This is a genomic window from Frigoribacterium sp. Leaf415, from assembly GCF_001424645.1.
Taxonomy (GTDB): Bacteria; Actinomycetota; Actinomycetes; order Actinomycetales; family Microbacteriaceae; genus Frigoribacterium.
In genome coordinates, this window is record NZ_LMQR01000001.1 from 746580 (window position 1) to 764128 (window position 17549).

16 protein-coding genes are annotated in these 17549 nt (G+C 72.5%); 7 read left to right on the forward strand and 9 right to left on the reverse strand.

Going from position 1 to position 17549, the window contains the following annotated elements:
- The first annotated feature begins 49 nt into the window (after positions 1-49).
- The 3 genes from ASG28_RS03435 to ASG28_RS03445 all read left to right on the forward strand — a co-directional run bounded on the left by ASG28_RS03435 (position 50) and on the right by ASG28_RS03445 (position 4183).
- The gene (locus ASG28_RS03435; protein ID WP_055972035.1) at positions 50-1486 is read left to right on the forward strand and encodes a GuaB1 family IMP dehydrogenase-related protein; all 1437 of its coding nucleotides are present in this window, start codon (positions 50-52) and stop codon (positions 1484-1486) included.
- A 157-nt stretch (positions 1487-1643) separates the two neighbouring features.
- On the forward strand, positions 1644-3146 hold the full coding sequence (locus ASG28_RS03440; RefSeq protein WP_082454319.1) for a hemolysin family protein: 1503 nt from the start codon (positions 1644-1646) through the stop codon (positions 3144-3146).
- Positions 3143-4183 (forward strand): hemolysin family protein, encoded by a 1041-nt coding sequence (locus ASG28_RS03445; protein WP_043593716.1) that lies wholly within the window; start codon positions 3143-3145, stop codon positions 4181-4183. The genes ASG28_RS03440 and ASG28_RS03445 overlap by 4 nt, the downstream gene beginning before the upstream one ends.
- Before the next feature lie 97 nt (positions 4184-4280).
- On the opposite strand, the gene ASG28_RS03450 is transcribed toward ASG28_RS03445, so the two are convergent.
- Both ASG28_RS03450 and ASG28_RS03455 read right to left on the reverse strand, forming a co-directional pair.
- Positions 4281-5342, reverse strand: a complete 1062-nt coding sequence (locus tag ASG28_RS03450; RefSeq protein WP_055976827.1) for an NADH:flavin oxidoreductase/NADH oxidase — start codon at positions 5340-5342, stop codon at positions 4281-4283.
- A gap of 92 nt (positions 5343-5434) precedes the next feature.
- Positions 5435-6070: an HAD family hydrolase gene (locus tag ASG28_RS03455; protein ID WP_055972038.1), complete on the reverse strand. Its 636-nt coding sequence runs from the start codon at positions 6068-6070 to the stop codon at positions 5435-5437.
- Between the two features lie 139 nt (positions 6071-6209).
- On the opposite strand from ASG28_RS03455, the gene ASG28_RS03460 reads away from it, so the two are divergent.
- Positions 6210-7043: an ADP-dependent NAD(P)H-hydrate dehydratase gene (locus ASG28_RS03460; protein WP_055972041.1), complete on the forward strand. Its 834-nt coding sequence runs from the start codon at positions 6210-6212 to the stop codon at positions 7041-7043.
- A gap of 179 nt (positions 7044-7222) precedes the next feature.
- Here the strand turns inward: ASG28_RS03460 and ASG28_RS03465 are convergent, their stop codons facing one another.
- The 4 genes from ASG28_RS03465 to ASG28_RS03480 all read right to left on the reverse strand — a co-directional run bounded on the left by ASG28_RS03465 (position 7223) and on the right by ASG28_RS03480 (position 10627).
- On the reverse strand, positions 7223-7915 hold the full coding sequence (locus tag ASG28_RS03465; RefSeq protein WP_055972044.1) for a YceI family protein: 693 nt from the start codon (positions 7913-7915) through the stop codon (positions 7223-7225).
- 215 nt (positions 7916-8130) lie between these two features.
- On the reverse strand, positions 8131-8931 hold the full coding sequence (locus ASG28_RS03470) for an amino acid ABC transporter ATP-binding protein (RefSeq protein WP_082454323.1): 801 nt from the start codon (positions 8929-8931) through the stop codon (positions 8131-8133).
- Positions 8928-9770: an amino acid ABC transporter permease gene (locus ASG28_RS03475; protein WP_369814171.1), complete on the reverse strand. Its 843-nt coding sequence runs from the start codon at positions 9768-9770 to the stop codon at positions 8928-8930. Before ASG28_RS03475 ends, ASG28_RS03470 begins: the two co-directional genes overlap by 4 nt.
- A 26-nt stretch (positions 9771-9796) precedes the next feature.
- Entirely contained in the window at positions 9797-10627 is an 831-nt protein-coding gene (locus ASG28_RS03480; protein ID WP_055972050.1) for an ABC transporter substrate-binding protein, read from the reverse strand.
- 79 nt (positions 10628-10706) lie between these two features.
- On the opposite strand from ASG28_RS03480, the gene ASG28_RS03485 reads away from it, so the two are divergent.
- The 3 genes from ASG28_RS03485 to ASG28_RS03495 all read left to right on the forward strand — a co-directional run bounded on the left by ASG28_RS03485 (position 10707) and on the right by ASG28_RS03495 (position 13810).
- Positions 10707-12038, forward strand: a complete 1332-nt coding sequence (locus ASG28_RS03485; RefSeq protein WP_082454709.1) for a glycosyltransferase 87 family protein — start codon at positions 10707-10709, stop codon at positions 12036-12038.
- The gene (locus ASG28_RS03490) at positions 12035-12364 is read left to right on the forward strand and encodes a thiamine-binding protein (protein ID WP_055972053.1); all 330 of its coding nucleotides are present in this window, start codon (positions 12035-12037) and stop codon (positions 12362-12364) included. The genes ASG28_RS03485 and ASG28_RS03490 overlap by 4 nt, the downstream gene beginning before the upstream one ends.
- A 195-nt stretch (positions 12365-12559) precedes the next feature.
- The gene (locus ASG28_RS03495; protein WP_157485634.1) at positions 12560-13810 is read left to right on the forward strand and encodes an MFS transporter; all 1251 of its coding nucleotides are present in this window, start codon (positions 12560-12562) and stop codon (positions 13808-13810) included.
- A 517-nt stretch (positions 13811-14327) separates the two neighbouring features.
- Here the strand turns inward: ASG28_RS03495 and ASG28_RS03500 are convergent.
- The 3 genes from ASG28_RS03500 to ASG28_RS03510 form a co-directional block, all read right to left on the reverse strand.
- On the reverse strand, positions 14328-15005 hold the full coding sequence (locus ASG28_RS03500; RefSeq protein WP_043593728.1) for a response regulator transcription factor: 678 nt from the start codon (positions 15003-15005) through the stop codon (positions 14328-14330).
- 86 nt (positions 15006-15091) lie between these two features.
- Positions 15092-16342, reverse strand: a complete 1251-nt coding sequence (locus tag ASG28_RS03505) for a hypothetical protein (protein ID WP_055972056.1) — start codon at positions 16340-16342, stop codon at positions 15092-15094.
- Positions 16339-17496 (reverse strand): sensor histidine kinase, encoded by a 1158-nt coding sequence (locus ASG28_RS03510; protein ID WP_055972059.1) that lies wholly within the window; start codon positions 17494-17496, stop codon positions 16339-16341. The genes ASG28_RS03505 and ASG28_RS03510 overlap by 4 nt, the downstream gene beginning before the upstream one ends.
- Positions 17497-17549 lie beyond the last annotated feature (53 nt).

Here is a 17549-nt window from a genome sequence, read left to right on the forward strand (position 1 = left end):
CAAACGGCTGGTCCTCGGCGGGACGACTCACAGGGATTACCGTGGACCCATGCGGTTCTACGAGACGACCCCCACGCACGATCTGACCTACTCCGACGTGTTCCTCGTCCCGAGCCGGTCGTCGATCACCAGCAGGCTCGACGTGTCCCTCGCCCCGGGCGACGGCACGGGGGCCACGATCCCGATCGTGTCGGCCAACATGAACTCGGTCACGGGCCCTCGCCTGGCGGCGACCCTGGCCCGTCGCGGCGGCCTCGGCGTGCTGCCGCAGGACATGCACCTGCAAGACCTCGACGCCGCCATCCGCTGGGTCAAGGCCCAGCCCGTCGACTACGACACGCCCTACTCGCTCGACGCGGGCCAGACCGTCGAGCAGGCGCTCTCCGTCGTCCCGGCCGTCGAGGGCCACGGCATCGTGCTGCACGACGGCACGGGGGCGTACCTCGGCTGCATCGCCACCTCCCGCCTGGCCACGGCCCCGCGGGACGCGGTGCTCGGCGACCTGCTGCACGGCGCCCTGACCTCGCTCGACGCCGACGACGTCGACAGCCCGCGCGACGCGTTCGACCGCATGGTGGCGGCCGACATCCACTTCGCCCCGGTGCTGCGGCACGGTCAGGTCGTCGGCACGGTGAGCCGCAAGAGCGCGCTGCGGTCGACGATCTACCAGCCCGCCGTCGACGCCGACGGTCGGCTGCGCGTCGCCGCGGCGATCGGCATCAACGGCGACGTCGCGGGCAAGGCGAAGGCCCTCGCCGCGGCGGGCGTCGACGTGCTCGTGATCGACACCGCGCACGGCGACCAGGACGGCATGATCCGGGCCGTCCAGGCGGTGTCCGCCCTCGACCTGGGCCTGCCGATCGTCGCGGGCAACGTCGTCACCGAAGAAGCCGTCCGACACCTCGTCGCGGCCGGCGCGTCCATCGTCAAGGTGGGCGTCGGACCGGGCGCCATGTGCACCACCCGCATGATGACCGCCGTCGGTCGTCCCCAGTTCTCCGCCGTGCTCGAGACGGCGGCCACCGCTCGTGCCCTCGGGGCGCACGTCTGGGCCGACGGCGGCGTGCGCTACCCGCGCGACGTGGCGCTCGCCCTCGCGGCGGGTGCGTCGTCGGTGATGATCGGCTCCTGGTTCGCCGGCACCATCGAGGCTCCGGGCGAGCTGGCGAGCGACGAGCGCGGCCTCTACAAAGAGAGCTGGGGCATGGCCTCGACCAAGGCCGTGCGCGGTCGCTTCGAGCGCCTCGACCCGTACGAGCTGGCCCGCAAGACGCTCTTCGCCGAGGGCATCTCGTCGTCGAAGATCTACCTCGACCCGCTGCGTCCCGGTGTCGAGGACCTCCTCGACATGATCACCTCGGGCGTCCGCAGTTCGTTCACCTACGCCGGGGCGACTTCCGTTCCCGAGTTCGCCGAGCGCGCGCTCGTCGGCGTCCAGTCCGCGGCCGGTTACGAAGAGGGCAAGGCGCTCCCCGTCAGCTGGTGAGACGGGGCCGGAGTCGCGCGGCGGGAATCGTCCGGGTGCCGTAAGATCGCCCGTCTATGGATGACCCTCCGTCTCAGACGACCGCACCCTCGCACCATCGCACGCCGCGCCTCCTGACCACGGGCCCTTCGGCCACCGAGCGGGGTGAGTCCGCCCGGTGAACGAGTGGATATTGCTCGCCTTCGGCCTGTTGCTCACCGTCGGCACCGGCCTCTTCGTGGCCAGCGAGTTCTCGCTGGTCAACCTCGACCGGTCCGACCTCGAGGCCCGTCAGTCCCGGGGTGAGAAGGGGCTCGCCCCGACAATCGGCGCTCTGCGCATCACGTCGACCCACCTGTCGAGCGCCCAGCTCGGCATCACGCTGACGACCCTGCTGACCGGCTACACGATGGAGCCCGCGATCTCGCGGCTCATCTCGCCGCCGCTCACCGCGGTCGGCGTGCCCGAGGGGGTCGTCGCGGTCGGTGCCCCGATCGTCTCGATCGTCGTCGCCACCCTGCTGTCGATGATCATCGGCGAGCTCGTGCCCAAGAACTTCGCGCTGGCGTTGCCCCTCAAGACGGCGAAGCTGGTCATCCCGTTCCAGGTGCTGTTCACCACGGTGTTCAAGCCCGCGGTGGCTTTGCTCAACAACACGGCCAACGCCGTGCTGCGCGCCATGGGCATCGAGCCGAAGGAAGAGCTGTCGGGTGCCCGCACGGCCGAAGAGCTCTCGTCGCTCGTGCGCCGCTCGGCGACCGAGGGCAGCCTCGACCGCGACACGGCGACCCTGCTCGCCCGCACGCTCGTCTTCAGCGACCACACCGCCTCCGACGTCATGACCCCGCGGCCCCGTCTGTCGACCGTCGCGCGCGGCGACTCGGCCGAGACCGTCCTCGAGTTGGCTCGACGCACCGGCTACTCGCGGTTCCCGGTGACCGACGACGGCATCGACGACGTCGTGGGCCTCGTCCACGTCAAGCAGGCCGTCTCGGTGCCGCGTGAGAAGCGGGCCGACGTGCCCGTCTCCGCGCTGCTGACCGATGCGGTCCGCGTGCCCGAGACGATGACCCTCGACAACCTGCTGAGCGAGGTGCGCGGTCGCGGCTACCAGATGGCCGTCGTCGTCGACGAGTACGGCGGGACCGCCGGGGTCGTCACACTCGAGGACCTCATCGAAGAGCTGGTCGGCGAGGTCAGCGACGAGCACGACCGCAGCCGGGTCGACGTCGTGCGATCGCGCAACTGGCTGACCTTCCCCGGTCTGCTGCGACCCGACGAGCTGCTCGAGCGTGCCTCGGTAAAGGTGCCCGAGGACGGCCCCTACGAGACCGTCGGCGGCTGGCTGATGAGCGAGCTCGGCCGCCTGCCCAAGGTCGGCGACGTGGTCGAGACCGACGACGGCGTGTTCCGCGTCGAACGGCTCGACGGGCGACGCATCGACCGCATCCGCTTCACGCCCACGCCCGACGACGTGCCCGAGGTCACGGCGACCGAGCCGGGCCGACGCGACGGCCGCGGACGCGACGATCGCGACCGGTCCGGTCGACGCGACCCGAAGGTGCGGCCCGAGAAGGCGCGATCCGAGAAGACGCTGCCCGAGAAGGCGCTGCCCGAGAAGGCGCGCACGGGCGTCGAGGACGACCGTCGCGCGGTCCGCACGAAAGAGGTGACCCGATGAGCAGCGACTGGTGGGGCATCGTCTGGCTCGTGGTGCTGCTGGCCGGCAACGCGTTCTTCGTGGCGGCCGAGTTCGCCGTGATCTCGGCTCGCCGGTCGCAGATCGAGCCCAAGGCCGAGGCCGGCAGCCGTGCGGCCAAGACCACGCTCTGGGCCATGGAGCACGCGACGATGATGCTCGCGACGACGCAGCTCGGCATCACGATCTGCTCGTTGCTGATCCTCAACGTGTCCGAGCCGTCGATCCACCACCTGCTCGAGGGGCCGCTCGGGTGGACCGGGCTCAGCCCCGAGCTGGTCAGCGTCGTCGGCTTCGTCATCACCCTCGTGCTCGTGTCGTTCTTGCACGTCGTGTTCGGCGAGATGGTGCCGAAGAACATCTCGTTCTCGCTGCCGGACCGTGCCGCCCTGCTGCTGGCCCCGCCCCTCGTCGCCATCGCCCGCGTGCTGCACGTGGTCGTGCTGGCCCTCAACCACTCGGCCAACGCCGTGCTGCGGGCCTTCAAGGTCGAGCCGAAGGACGAGGCGACCAGCGCCTACACGGTCGACGAGGTCGCGACCATCGTGGCCCAGTCGCAGCGCGAGGGCATGATCACCGACGCCACCGGCACGGTGCGCGCGGCGTTCGAGTTCACCGAGAAGACCGTCGCGCAGACGGCCGTCCCGATGGACGAGCTCGTCACCTTGCCCGAGGACGCCACGCCGCACGACGTCGAGCGGGCGGTCGCCCAGCGCGGCTTCTCGCGGTACGTGCTGGTCGACGACGGCGGCGACCCCACGGGGTACCTGCACCTCAAGGACGTGATCGACCTCGACGAGGACGAGTTCGCCGACCCGGTGCCGCCGAAGCGCATCCGCCAGCTGATCTCGATCTTCCAGGGCACCGAGCTCGAGGACGCCCTGGCGACGATGCGTCGCAGCGGGGTCCACGTCGCGCGGTCCTTCGACGAGACCGGCGCCACGCGCGGTGTGCTCTTCCTCGAGGACATCCTCGAAGAGCTGATCGGCGAGGTGCAGGACGCGACCCGGCGTCGCTGAGCGAGCCCGCGCGGACGACGCGACCCGCGCCTCCTGACCCCGAGAGGGTGAGGAGGCGCGGGTCGCGTCGTGCGGGACCGCCGCGGCCCCGGGCGGCTCAGCGCACGCGGAACGGTGCGCGCTGGTACTGCGGCGGCGTGTAGTCGAGCTCGACCCCGAGCTCGGCCGCGGCGCGCAGCGGGAAGTGCGGGTCGCGCAGGAACTCGCGCGCCATGAGCACGACGTCGGCGCGACCGCTGGCCACGACCTCGTTCGCCTGCTCGGCGCCGACGATGAGGCCGACGGCACCGGTCTCGACGCGGCCCTGGCGACGGACGTGCTCGGCGAAGCGCACCTGGTAGCCGAGGCCGACCGGGATGCTCACGCCGGCGACGAGGCCGCCGGTCGAGATGTCGAACAGGTCGGCGCCGGCCTCGTGCGCCCAGGCGGCGACGGTGGCGGTGTCGTCCTCGTTCCAGCCGCCGTCGGCCCAGTCGGTCGCCGAGAAGCGGACGAGCAGCGGGTACTCGTCGCCGACCTCGGCGCGGACGGCTGCGACGACCTCGAGCAGGAACCGCGCACGGTTCTCGAGCGACCCGCCGTACCGGTCGTCGCGCTCGTTGCTCAGCGGCGACAGGAACTGGTGCAGCAGGTAGCCGTGGGCGGCGTGCAGCTCGATCAGTTCGAAGCCGGCGTCGACCGAGCGGCGCGCGGCGACACGGAACGCCTCGACGAGGTCGCCCACCGCCTCGGTGGTCAGGGCGACGGGCTCGTCGTAACCCTCGAAGGCGACGGCCGACGGGGCGACGGTGGTCCAGCCGCCCTGTTCGGCGGGGACGGTGCCCTGCGTCTCGCTCCACGGGCGGAAGGTCGAGGCCTTGCGGCCCGCGTGGGCGAGCTGCACGCCGGGCACGGAGCCCTGCGAGCGGATGAAGGCCGTGATCGGGCGGAACGCCTCGACCTGCGCGTCGTTCCAGAGCCCGAGGTCCTGCGGCGAGATGCGGCCCTCGGGCGTGACCGACGTGGCCTCGGCGATGACCGCACCCGCGCCTCCTCGGGCGAGCGAGCCCAGGTGCACGAGGTGCCAGTCGGTGGGGACGCCGTCCTCGAGCTCGGCCGAGTACTGGCACATGGGGGCGACCCAGAGGCGGTTGCGGAAGGCCTGGCCGCGCAGGGTGATGGGGTCGAAGAGGCCGACGCTCGCGCCGGAGGGCGTCGCGGTGGCGTCGGGGGTGGTCGTGGGGACTGCGTCCGTCTGGGTCACGAGTGGGGTCATCGCCTTTCGGTGGGGAGGGCCGCGAGCTCGTCGACGAAGCGTCGGAGCGGCTCGGGCCCGGTGTAGAGGTGCCCGGTGATGCCGAGCGCCTGGGCGGCCTCGACGTTGTCGGACCTGTTGTCGATGAACACCGTGTCGGCGGCCGTTGTTCCGAGTTCGGACAGGACGTGCTCGAAGATCGAGGCCGATGGCTTGAGGTCGTCGAGTTCTGCGCTGACGAAGACGCGCTCGAACAGCTCGCCGAGGGGTGAGTGCCGGAACGGCGACGCGAAGTCGAGACCGGCGTTCGAGAGGACGGCCAGGCGCGTGCCGCCGTCGGCCAGGTCGGCGATGACGTCGAGGGTGCCGGGCTCGGGGACGAACCACGACGGGAAGTCGGCGGCCCAGAGCTCGTGCACGCGGGTGCGGGTCCAGGAGGCGCCGGTGTCGGCCTCGATCGCACGCCAGTACGCGCCGGAACCGAGGGTGCCGCGGTCGAGGGCGTGGCGGTGGCGGCCGTAGCTGGGCCAGAGCACGCCGGGATCGACGCCCGCGAGTTCCTCGATGCGGCGGCGCGACGCGTCGTCGGGGAACCGCGCGATCACCTCGCCGTAGTCGAAGACGACGGTGCGGCCGGGGAGTGAGATGCTCATCGACCCACCGTATCGGCGGGCGCGGGTCGGGTCGGGCGTGGGCGGGCGCGGGCCGGGCCGGGCGCGGGCGGGCGCGGGCCGGGCGGGCACGGTCGGGCCGGGCGGACACGGCCCGGTCAGGGCCGACTACCGTCGGGGCGTGACCTCCGACACCCGCTTCACCGACTGGACCCCCTCCGACGCCGCCGACCGGATCGCCGTCCCCGCGGTCGACGACGACAAGTACAGCCGCGGCGTGCTCGGCGTCGTGACCGGCTCGAGCTCGTACCCGGGCGCCGCCGTGCTCGGCGTCGAGGCCGCGCTGCACACCGGCGTCGGCATGCTGCGCTACCTCGGCCCCGCTCGCGCGTCCGACTTCGTGCTGCACCGTCGGCCCGAGGCCGTGACGAGCCCGGGTCGCGTGCAGGCGTGGTTGCTCGGCTCGGGGGTCGACCCGGACCACCTCGACGACGAGACGCGCGACGGGTTCGCGACCGGCGCCTCCTCGGGGGTGCCGCTCGTCCTCGACGCCGGGGCGCTGTCGCTGCGTGAGCAGGCGACCGGGCCGGTCGTGCTGACGCCGCACTTCCGCGAGCTCGCGAAGGCCTCCGGTCGTGAGGTCGACGACGTCGCCGCCGATCCGGCGGGCGCCGCCGAACGTGCGGCGGGGGAGTGGGGCTGCACGGTGCTCGTCAAGGGGCACCGCACGTACGTCGCGTCGCCCGGCGGCACGCGCCTCGTCGCGGCCAGCGCTCCGACGTGGCTCGCGACCGCCGGCGCGGGCGACGCCCTCGGGGGAGTCCTGGGCGCCCTGGTCGCGACGCACGCGGACGAGATCGCCGCGGACGAGGAGGCGCTGGCCCGGTTGGCCGCGACGGCTGCGGTCGTCCACGGCCTCGCGGCGTCCCGGGCGAGTGTCGGGGGACCGTTCACCGTGCTCGGCCTGGTCGACGCCCTGCCCGCCACGATCGCGGAGCTGCTGCGCCGGAGCTGAGCCCGGACGTGCTGGGCCCGGAGGTGGCGAGCCCTGCCGTGCCGAGCCCTGCCGCGCCGAGCCCGGCCGTGGCGCCCGGCACCACGAACTGAGCGTCGCGCCACCGGTGTGGGTGGTGCGACGCTCAGGTCGTGGTGCGGCGCTCGACGGGCGGGGGCCCGGCGCGAGCGCCCGGGGGGTCAGGAGGCGGGGGTGGCCGCCACGAGGAACTCGACCGTGCCCTGGTCCTCGACCTTGACGAAGCCGAGGCTCGGCGCGTCGACGCCGTAGTCCGAGAAGGTCACGGGGATCGACCCGCTCACCTGCACGCCGTCGCCCGAGAGCGCCGCCTGCAGGGGCACGGTGACGGTCTTCGTGACGCCGTGCATGGTCAGCTCGCCGGTCGCCTCGACCTTGGCCACCTCGCCGTCGGACGGGACGGCCGCCTCGATCGGCTGGGTCAGCGTGAAGGTGGCCTTGGGGTACTGGTTCACCTGCATGGCGGTGCCCTTGAAGTAGTCGTCGCGGTTGCTGCTGTCGGTCGCGATCGAGGCGACGTCGACGTCGATGGTCGCGGCCGAGATGGTCGTGCCGTCGACGGTGATGGTGCCGGAGACCTGGTCGGTCTTGCCGACGACGGTGACGTCGGTGCCGTTCAGCACCTCGTCGACGCGGTAGCCGGCCGTGCTGCCGTCGCCGATGCTCCAGTCGCCCGTCAGCTGGCTGGCGTCGAGCGTGCTCGAGCCGGGGGTGAGCGAGGCGGTGGGCGCGGCGTCGGGTTCACCGACGATCACGTCGCGGTAGAAGGCCGGCCCGGCGAAGGCCGCGGTGGCCCCCAGGACGACGACGACGGCTGCGGCGATGCCGAGCCCGATCTTGGTCTTCTTCTTCATGGTTTCTTCGTCCTTCGGAGGGGTCGGCGTGACGCGCGGCGAGTCCACGGGGCTGGGTCCGATGGTGGCGTGCCTCTTTTGCAAGAACCTGGGAGGCGCGGGTGAAGACGGTGGGCGCGGGTGGCGGAGGAACGCGTGACGGCGCGGGTGGCGGAGGAACGCGTGACGGCGCGGGTGGCGCGGCGGCGGCCCGGCTCGGGTCGACCCGGCTCGGGTCAGGCGGTGAAGCGGGTCAGGAACTCGCGGGTGCGGGCCTCGCGCGGGGCCGTGAAGAGCTGCGCGGGCGGGCCCTGCTCGGCGATGCGGCCCCGGTCGAGGAAGACGACCCGGTCGGCGACGTCGCGGGCGAAGGCCATCTCGTGCGTCGCCATGAGGATCGTCGTGCCGACGTCCTTCAGCGTGCGCACGAGGTCGAGCACCTCGCCCACCAGCTCGGGGTCGAGTGCGCTCGTGATCTCGTCGAGCAGCAGCACGGCGGGGCGCGGGGCCAGGGCTCGGGCGATGGCGACCCGCTGCTGCTGCCCGCCCGAGAGGCGGTCGGGGTAGGCGCCGGCCTTGTCGCCGAGGCCCACGCGCGTGAGGACCTCGAGGGCGCGCTCGTTCGCGGCGGCCTTGGGCTGGCGCAACACGTGGCGACTGGCGAGCGCGACGTTGTCGAGCACGGTCAGGTGCGGGAACAGGTTGAAGTGTTGGAAGACGACGCCGATCCGGGCACGGACGGCGTCGACGCGCACCCGGGGGTCGGTGATGTCGTCGTCGCCGAGCACGATGCGGCCGTCGTCGACCTGTTCGAGCAGGTTCACGGTGCGGAGCAGGGTCGACTTGCCCGAGCCGCTGGCCCCGATCAGCGCCACGACCTCGTCGCGCGCGACGTCCAGGTCGATGCCGTCGAGCACGACCGTGTCGCCGAACGACTTGCGCACGCCCTCGAGGCGCAGCACCGTCTCGGGGCCGTGGGCGGCGGGGGTGCCGGGCACCGCGCCTCCGGCGGTGGGTTCGGGGGTGGGGGTGCTCATACGACGCTGCCCGCCTGTTCCCGACGACGGAGGCGCGCCGACAGCCAGTCGGTCAGCCAGATGGTGGGCAGGGCCAGCAGCACGAAGAGCAGCCCGGCGAGCACGTAGGGCGTGAAGTTCGCCGCGGTCGCCGTCTCGATCTGTGCGGCGCGGACGGCGTCGACCGCCCCGAGCACCGAGATGAGCCCCACGTCCTTCTGCATCGAGACGAAGTCGTTCATGAGGGCGGGCGTCACCTTCCGCAGGGCCTGCGGGAACACGACGAGACGCAGGGTCTTGGCGTGGCTGAGGCCGAGCGACCGGGCGGCGAGGCGCTGCGACGGGTGGACGGCGTCGATGCCGGCACGGATGACCTCGGACACGTAGGCCGAGTAGGTGAGGATCAGCGCGATCGTGCCCCAGAACTCGGCGGGCAGCCGCGGGATGCCGAGGCCGAGGCCCGGCACGCCGAAGCCGACGAGGTAGAGCACGATGATCAGCGGCATGCCGCGGAACAGGTCGGTGTAGCCCCGCACCAGCGCCCGGACGGGGAAGAAGACCGGCCCCCTCAGGGTGCGCAGCGCCGACAGGACGGTGCTGACGACGGCCACGCCGACGGCGGCGACCAGCAGCACCCGCACGTTCAGCCAGAGGCCCTCGACGACGCGGGGCCAGGCCGAGGCGAAGGTGGCCCCGTCGAGGAAGCTGAACTGGACGCGGGACCAGCCGGGCGTGCTGGTCACCGCCCACCAGGCGAGAGCGGCGAAGGCGACCGTGCTGACGCCGGCGATGACGACGGAGCGGGTCGACTGTCGTCGACGGAACGCGCGCCGGTCGAGTTCGAGGTCGCTGACCGCCAGCGGGTCGGCCGCGACCGTGCGAGGCGCTACGACAGCTCTTTCACATCGTAGTCGGCCAGCCACTGCTGCTGCAGTTCGGCGAGCGTGCCGTCGGCCTGGAGGTCGTCGACGGCCTTCGTGACGTCGGCGGTCAAGGAGCTGCCGAGCGGCAGGACGATGCCGAGCTGGTCGCTCGCCCCGTCGGTCGCGGGCAGCTGGCCGAGCACGACGCCGTCCTCGACGAAGTAGGTGGCGGTCGGGACGTCGAGGACGATGGCGTCGACCTGACCGGCCTCGAGCGCCGCCTTGGCGTCGTCGTTCGAGTTGTAGGCCTGCACACCGCCCTCGGGGTCGATGGCGTTCTCGGCGGCGGTGAAGCTCGTCGTGCCGCTCTGGGCACCGATCGCGAGGCCCTTCAGGTCGGCGATCGAGGTGGCGTCGGCCGCGGCGGTGCCGGGCAGGGTCACGACCGCCTGGCGCGTCTCGTAGTAGGCGGGCGAGAAGTCGACGGCCTTCTTGCGCTGGTCGGTGATCGAGAACTGCTGCAGGTTGAGGTCGAAGGTCTTCGGCCCCGGCGCGATGGCCTCGTCGAACGTGGTTCGCACCCAGACGACGTCGGAGTCGTCGTAGCCGAGCTTCTCGGCGACGGCGTAGGCGACGGCGGCCTCGTAGCCCTTGCCCGAGGTCGGGTCGTCGTCCTCGACCCACGGGCCGTAGGCCGGTTCGCCCGTGGCGACCGTGAGCTCGCCCTCGGTGACGGGGCCGACGGCCGCGGCGTCGGCACCCGAGCCCCCGTCGGACGAGCAGGCGGCGAGCGATCCGGCCAGCACGAGGGCGGCGGCGGTCGCGACGAGTCGGAGGGAGGCGGGTCTGCGCATGAGTGGGATCGTAGCCGCGACCGCCGACGTCGGCCGACGCATGACGCCCGGTGTCGGGACCGACGGCTAGCCTGTGGGCATGCCGACCCCCGTGCCCTCCGCGTCGGCCGACCCCGGGGCACCGGCCGTCCGCGACGCGCGGTCGTCGGGCACCCGGTCCGTGGCCGACGGTCGCGCCGCGCTCGTCGAGCGGGCGAGGTCGCTCGCGGCGTCACCCGTCGTGCTCTGCATCGCCTTCGTGCTCGTGCACGCCTGGCTCGTCCGGCTCAACCTCGTCGGCGGCAACCGCACGCTGGGCGACGTCGACGTCGTCTACCGCACCTGGATGCAGCAGGGCATCGGGGGCGGCGACTGGGTGGGCGTCGACCGACCGTGGGTCTACCCGCTGCTCGCCGCGGTGCCGATGCTGGTCGCCCGGCTCGGTGGCGACTCGGGCTACGGGGCGGTGTGGCTCGTGCTCGTGTCGCTGTTGAACGCCGCAGCCTTCGTCGTGCTCGTGGCGCGGCGGCGCGCCGGGTCCGTGGTCGCTGCCTGGTGGTGGCTCGCGTTCCTCGTCGCCCTCGGGCCGATCGCCCTCGGCCGCATCGACGCCGTCACGGTCGCCGTCGCGCTGGTGGGGCTGCTGCTCGTCTCGACCCGGCCCTCGTTGGCATCCGCCCTGCTGACGATCGCGGCGTGGGTCAAGGTCTGGCCCGCCGCCCTCGTGGTGGTCGCCGTCCTCGCCGTGCGTCGTCGGGTCGAGGTCGTCGTGGCCGCCGCGGTGACGAGCGCGGTCGTGGTCTCGATCTCGCTCGTGCTCGGCAGCGGGTGGAACGTGGTCGGCTTCGTCGGCCAGCAGGCCGGTCGCGGGCTGCAGGTCGAGTCGCCCGCCGCGGTGCTCTGGCTCTGGCGCGCCGCCGCCGGGGTCCCCGGCACCTTCGTCTACTACGACCGTGAGATCCTCACCTACCAGATCGCCGGCGACGGGGTCGGGTTCGCCGCGAAGGCGATGAGTCTCGTGATGGCCGCGGTCGTGCTGGGCGTCGGGCTGTTGGGTCTGCGGGCGGTGCGCCGCGGGGTGACGGCCACGCGCCTCCTGGGTCCGTTGTCGCTGGCCGTCGTCGTCGCCCTGATCGTGACCAACAAGGTCGGTTCGCCGCAGTTCGTGGCGTGGCTGGCGGTGCCCGTCGTCGTCGGGCTCGTACTCGCGCGCTCGGGCGGGCCGCGGTTCGTCGTGCCGGCGGTGCTGGCCGTGGTGGTGGCGGGGCTGACGCAGGTGGTCTACCCGCTCGAGTACGACGCCCTGCTCGCCGCACGACCCGACCTGGTGGCCGTGGTCACCGTGCGGGCCGTGCTCGAGCTCGCGCTGCTGGCGTGGACCGTCGTCACGCTCTGGCGCGTGCGCCCGGCACCCGCGAGGATGGACGCATGATCGTCGCGTTCTCCGTCTCGCCCAGTGGTGCCGCCCCCGAGGGCGGGCCGTCCTCCGGCTCCGAGCCCGATTCGGTCCACTCGGCCGTGGCGGCCGCCGTCGCGGTCGTGCGGGCGTCCGGCCTGCCGAACCACACCTCGTCGATGTTCACCGAGATCGAGGGCGAATGGGACGAGGTCATGGCCGTCGTCAAGGCCGCCACCGAGGCCGTGGGGGCCTTCGGCTCGCGCGTGTCGCTCGTGCTCAAGGCCGACATCCGACCGGGGCGCACCGGCGAGCTCACCGGCAAGGTCGAACGACTCGAAGCGGCCCTCGGCGACGCCTGACGCCGATCGGCCCTTGAGTTCGACCTCTCGGGTCGTAGACTGGTCCCTGCATCGCGCGGTCGAATCGATACGACCCGGCGTCGAGCACCTGCCCGGGTGACGACGCCGCCCTCGGGCCCGCGCCCCTCCCAGCTCGACGGCGAGCCGTGGCAGGCTCCCTCGCTGACACCCCTCGAACCCGAAGGCCTTTCGCTCGTGACCCACCTCTCCCGCCGTCGTCGCACGGCCGCCCTGATCGCCCTCGCCCTGGGTGGTTTCGGCATCGGCTCGACCGAGTTCGTCGCCATGGGCCTGCTGCCGAACATGGCGGGCGACCTGCTTCCCGACCTCTACTCGCGGTCGGCGGACGCCGGCATCGCCCAGGCCGGCTGGTTGATCAGCGCCTACGCCCTCGGCGTCGTCGTCGGGGCCCCGACCATCGCCGCGATGTCGTCGCACTTCCCGAAGAAGAAGCTGTTGCTCGCCCTGCTCGCCGCCTTCACGGTCGGCACGATCGCCTCGGCCCTGCTGCCGTCGTTCGGCTGGGTGCTCGCCGCCCGCTTCGCCGCGGGCCTGCCGCACGGCGCCTACTTCGGCATCGCGTCCATCGTCGCCGCGTCGATCATGGGCCCGGGCAACCGGGGCAAGGGCGTCGCGCTCGTGCTCAGCGGCCTGACGATCGCGAACGTCATCGGCGTGCCGTCGATCACCTGGCTCGGCCAGCAGTCCGGCTGGCGGGTCGCCTACCTCGCCGTCGCACTCATCTTCGCGCTGACCTTCGTCGCCGTCGCCTTCGCCGTGCCGCACCAGGACGGCGACGCGTCCGCCTCGATGAAGCGCGAGCTGCGGGCGTTCAAGCAGCCCCAGGTGTGGCTCGTGATGGGCATCGGGGCCATCGGCTTCGGCGGGTTCTTCGCGGTCTACAGCTACATCGCCAACGCCGTCACCGAGGGGGCGGGCGTCTCCGAGGGCATCGTGCCGTGGGTGCTCGTCACGGTCGGCGTCGGCATGACCATCGGCAACCTGCTCGGCGGCTGGCTCGCCGACCGCTCGCTCAAGCTCGCCATGTACCTCGGCTTCGTCGGCCTCATCGCCGCCCTCTCGGCCTACGCGCTCACCTCGAGCTCGATCGTCGGCATCTTCGTCAGCACGTTCTTCGTCGGCCTCGTCGGGTCGAGTGTGGGCCCGTCGGTGCAGTCCCGCCTGATGGAGGTCGCAGGCGAGAGCCAGGTCATCGGCGCCGCCCTGAACCACTCGGCCATGAACCTCGGCAACAGCTTCGGCGCGTACCTGGGCGGCGCGGTCATCGCGGCCGGCCTCGGCTTCTCGGCACCCGGCTGGGTCGGCGTCGTGCTCGCCCTCGCCGGAGTCGTCCTCACCATGATCAGCTTCGGCCTGCAGCGGGTCGACGACCGACGCGGTGCGGCCCGGGCCACGGCCGCCGAACGCGAGTCGGTCTCGGCGTAGGCGTCCTCGGGTCGCCGGCCCGCGCCTCCTCGGGTCCCGCGCGTCCGCTTGCGGGTGCGGGGCGGACGGCCGGCTCCGCCGTGACAGTGAGGACCCGTCGCCGTGCCGAACCCGATCTCGTGCGGCCCGATCCGACTCGTCTCGGGCCGTCGGGCGTGCCGAACCCGACTCGTCTCGGGCCGTCGGGCGTGCCGAACCCGACTCGTCTCGGGCCGTCAGGCGTGCCGAACCCGACTCGTCTCGGGCCGTCGGGCGTGCCGAACCCGACTCGTCTCGGGCCGTCGGGCGTGCCGAACCCGACAGAACGTGTCCGACACGCCGCTCACGTCCTGGCTCGACACCGTGTCGGGCGCTGACTTGTCGCGAATTGAACAGCACAGGGCCGGGCTGGGCAGGGCGGGGCGGGAGCGGCGCGGGAGCGGCGGGGGAGCGGCAGGTCAGGAGGCGCGGGTGGCGTGGAAGACGAACGGCCCGGCCCACGAGGGGGCCGGGCCGTCGCGCGCGGTGGCGCCCGGCGTCAGAAGCTGGTCTGGGCCGGCGTGTCGGTCTGCAGCAGGATGCCGTCCTGGATGGCGCGCTTCCGCAGGGCGACCTTCGTGCCCACGTCATAGCCGGCCACGCGGTACTTCTCGCGGATGCGCTTCAGGTAGCTCTTCGCGGTCTCTTCGCTGATGCCCAGCTGGTAGGCGACGGCCTTCACCGGCTCGCCACCGCCGTAGAGCGCCATCACGCGACGTTCTTGTGCGCTGAGCTTCGGCACGCCGCCGACCTCGGCGGCGTTCAGGGCCAGGTCGAGTTCGGCCGAGATGTACGACTCGCCCTTGGCGGCCGAGCGGATCGCCTCGACGATCATCTCGGCGTCCTCGCTCTTGACGAGGTAGCCCAGGGCGCCGGCGGCGAGGGCCTCGCGCACCACGTTGGGCTCGGAGTAGGTGCTCATCAGGACGGTCTTGACGCCCGTCGTCTTGAGCGTGTTGATCTTCAGCGAGATCGGGATGTTGTCCTTGAGGTCGAGGTCGAGCAGCACGACGTCGACGGGGAACTCGGGGTGCGTGAGCAGCTCGGGCCAGGACGCGACCGCGGCGACCATCGAGATGTCGCTCGCGGCACCACGGATCCACTCGCTGAGGGCGCCCAGGAGCATCTTGTGGTCGTCTACGAGGGCGAGGCGGATGCGGTCGTCGTGATCTGACACGTCGGGACCTTCTTTCAGGACGGTGTGGGGTTCATGCTACGGGCGGGGGTGGTGATCGGGCCGGACCACGCGGGATGCTCGGCGGCTCAGGCCTCGGCGGGGTTGTCCACGATGCAGCTGACCGAGATCTTGACGCTCGATTCGTGGGACGACACGACGTACTCCCCGGCGCGCTCGAGGGCGTTCCAGGTGGCGGGCGTGACGCGGTTGCGGCGGATGCCCGTCGTCGAGAGCACGACGGGCACGCACACGCTGCGACCGGCGAACGACTGGGACGCGGCGGTCACCGGGCCGAGGGCCAGCTGGATGGTCGTGCCCGGTGCGCGGCTCTTCGAGTCGCCGAGCAGCAGCCAGACGCCCTGCAGCAAGCCGTCGCGCTGTGCCGGGGCGAGGAGGCCGGCCAGCGACGACGGGTCGACCAGCGTGACCGACCGGCCGAGGTACTCGGACTCGGTGACCGCGTGGTGCAGCCAGGTCTCGCGCCGACCCTCGATGAGGTGCAGGCGCAGTTCGGTGGCGAGCGACGCGGCCTGCGAGGCGACCTTGGGCGAGAGGGGCAGCGGCACGTCGCCGTTGGCGACGCCGTCGAGCAGCTTCTCGGCCGCGAGGTCGAGCCGCGCCAGTTCGTCGCTCGCGAGCATGCCCACCGCGAAGCGGGGTTGAGACACGTTGCTCTGCACGAGCACCCGGTCGAGCTCGACCTGCACCATGCGGCGGAAGCGGTGCACCGCGAAGGTGGCGATGGCGCTCGGCAGGACGGCCAGGGCCACGACGGTGATCTGCTGCGGGCCCGAGTCGCTGGTGACGGGGGTCGAGAGCGCCACCATGACGACGAGCGCCACGAACAGCAGGGCGGTGGCGATGACGACCTCGCGCACGGGCCTGAGGGTGACGATCGGCAGCAGGCCGAAGCCGACGGCCACGCTCGAGGTGGCGTACGCGCCCACGTCGTGCAGCGGCCAGATGGCGACGAAGTCGAGCGCGACGACGACGGCGAGGACGACCCCGATCACCGCGAACACCCCCGTCGTGAGCCTCTCGCCCCGCACGGTGACGAGCACGGCCGTGCCGATGAAGGTCGCCACGTACAGCAGCCACGAGATCAGGACGGGGGCGACGTCGGGATAGTCCGACAGGTGGCTGAGGAAGAACGCGAGGCCGTACACGGCCTGGAGTGCCGCGACCACGGCCGCGCCGACGCCGAGGTAGCCGGTGCCGAGGGTCGCGCCGGCCGCTCGCGCCTGGCGCAGCGAGCGCGCGCCGGTCGAACTGATCGGCAGGCCGCGGGCGGCCCGGCGGCCCCGGAGGACTCCGAGGGTGTTCTCGTCGATGCTCATCGCGGGGCCTCCAGGACGACGGTGGTGCCCGAGCCGGGGGACGAGAACAGGCGAGCGCTGCCGCCCACCTCGTGCAGCCGGCCGACGACGGACTCCTTGAAGCCCAGGCGTTCTTCGCTGATGCCGGCCAGGTCGAAGCCGACACCGGCGTCGGTGACCATGGCGCGCACCATCGAGTCGTCGTGGATGATCGTGACGTGCGCCTCGGTCACCCCGGCGTGACGTCGCACGTTCTCGAGGCACTCGGCGAGGGCCAGCAGGAAGGCGTCGAGCACGTGCGTGGGCAGCAGCACCTGGCCGGTGCCGTGCCAGCTCACCTCGAGGCCCATGCGGCCGAAGCGCTGTTTGACCGACTCGAGGGTCTGGCCGAGCGGGGACTCCTCGACCGTCTCGAGGCTGTAGTCGCCCGAGGCCTGCGGCTGGGGGGTGCCGCCGAGACGCAGGTGGCGCAGCAGGCGGGCGTCCTCGGCGGCCTGGTCCTGCAGGGCCTGGGGCGTGACGCCGAAGCCGGAGTGGGCGAGCAGGGTCAACGTGGCCAGCACGGTGTCGTGCAGCAGGCGCGCGCCCTGTCGTCGTTGCGCCTCGGTCTCGCTGGCCTGGCGTTCGGCCCGGTGGGCGTTGCCGATGCTGTAGATGCGACGGGCCGCCAGGGGCACGGCGCGTCCGAGCCAGAGGCCCGTGACGAAGCAGGAGACCCAGCCGAGCAACACGGCCGCGACCGGGAAGGTGAAGAGCGAGCCGGTGGCCAGGGCCACCAGGGCCAGTTCGACGACGAAGGCCACGATCGCCGTGGTCAGTCGCGGACGGCTCGACGAGAGCATCAGGCTGAAGGCGGCGGTCGCACCGCCGGCCAGGGGGATGATCGCGGTGGCGAGCGGGCCGTCGTCCGGCCCGCCGGCGGGCAGCAGGGCCACCACGGTCGCCGCGATGCCCGAGGCCAGCCCCACCGGGACCCAGACACGGGCGCGGGGCCCGGTGACGAAGAGCAGCGACACGACGAGCAACGCGACGAGCGGCGCGATGGCCGCGAGGTGCAGGGGGTCGGTCACGCCGGGGATCGCCAGGGACACGATCGAGACCGCCGCGCAGGCGAGACCCAGGGTGCTGGTCGTGCTGCTGAGCAGACGATCGCGCTCTTGGGCGAAGATGTCCATGATTCGTGAGTGGCTTCCGACGGTGGCGTCACGGTTGCCGGGTGGCTGGTGAC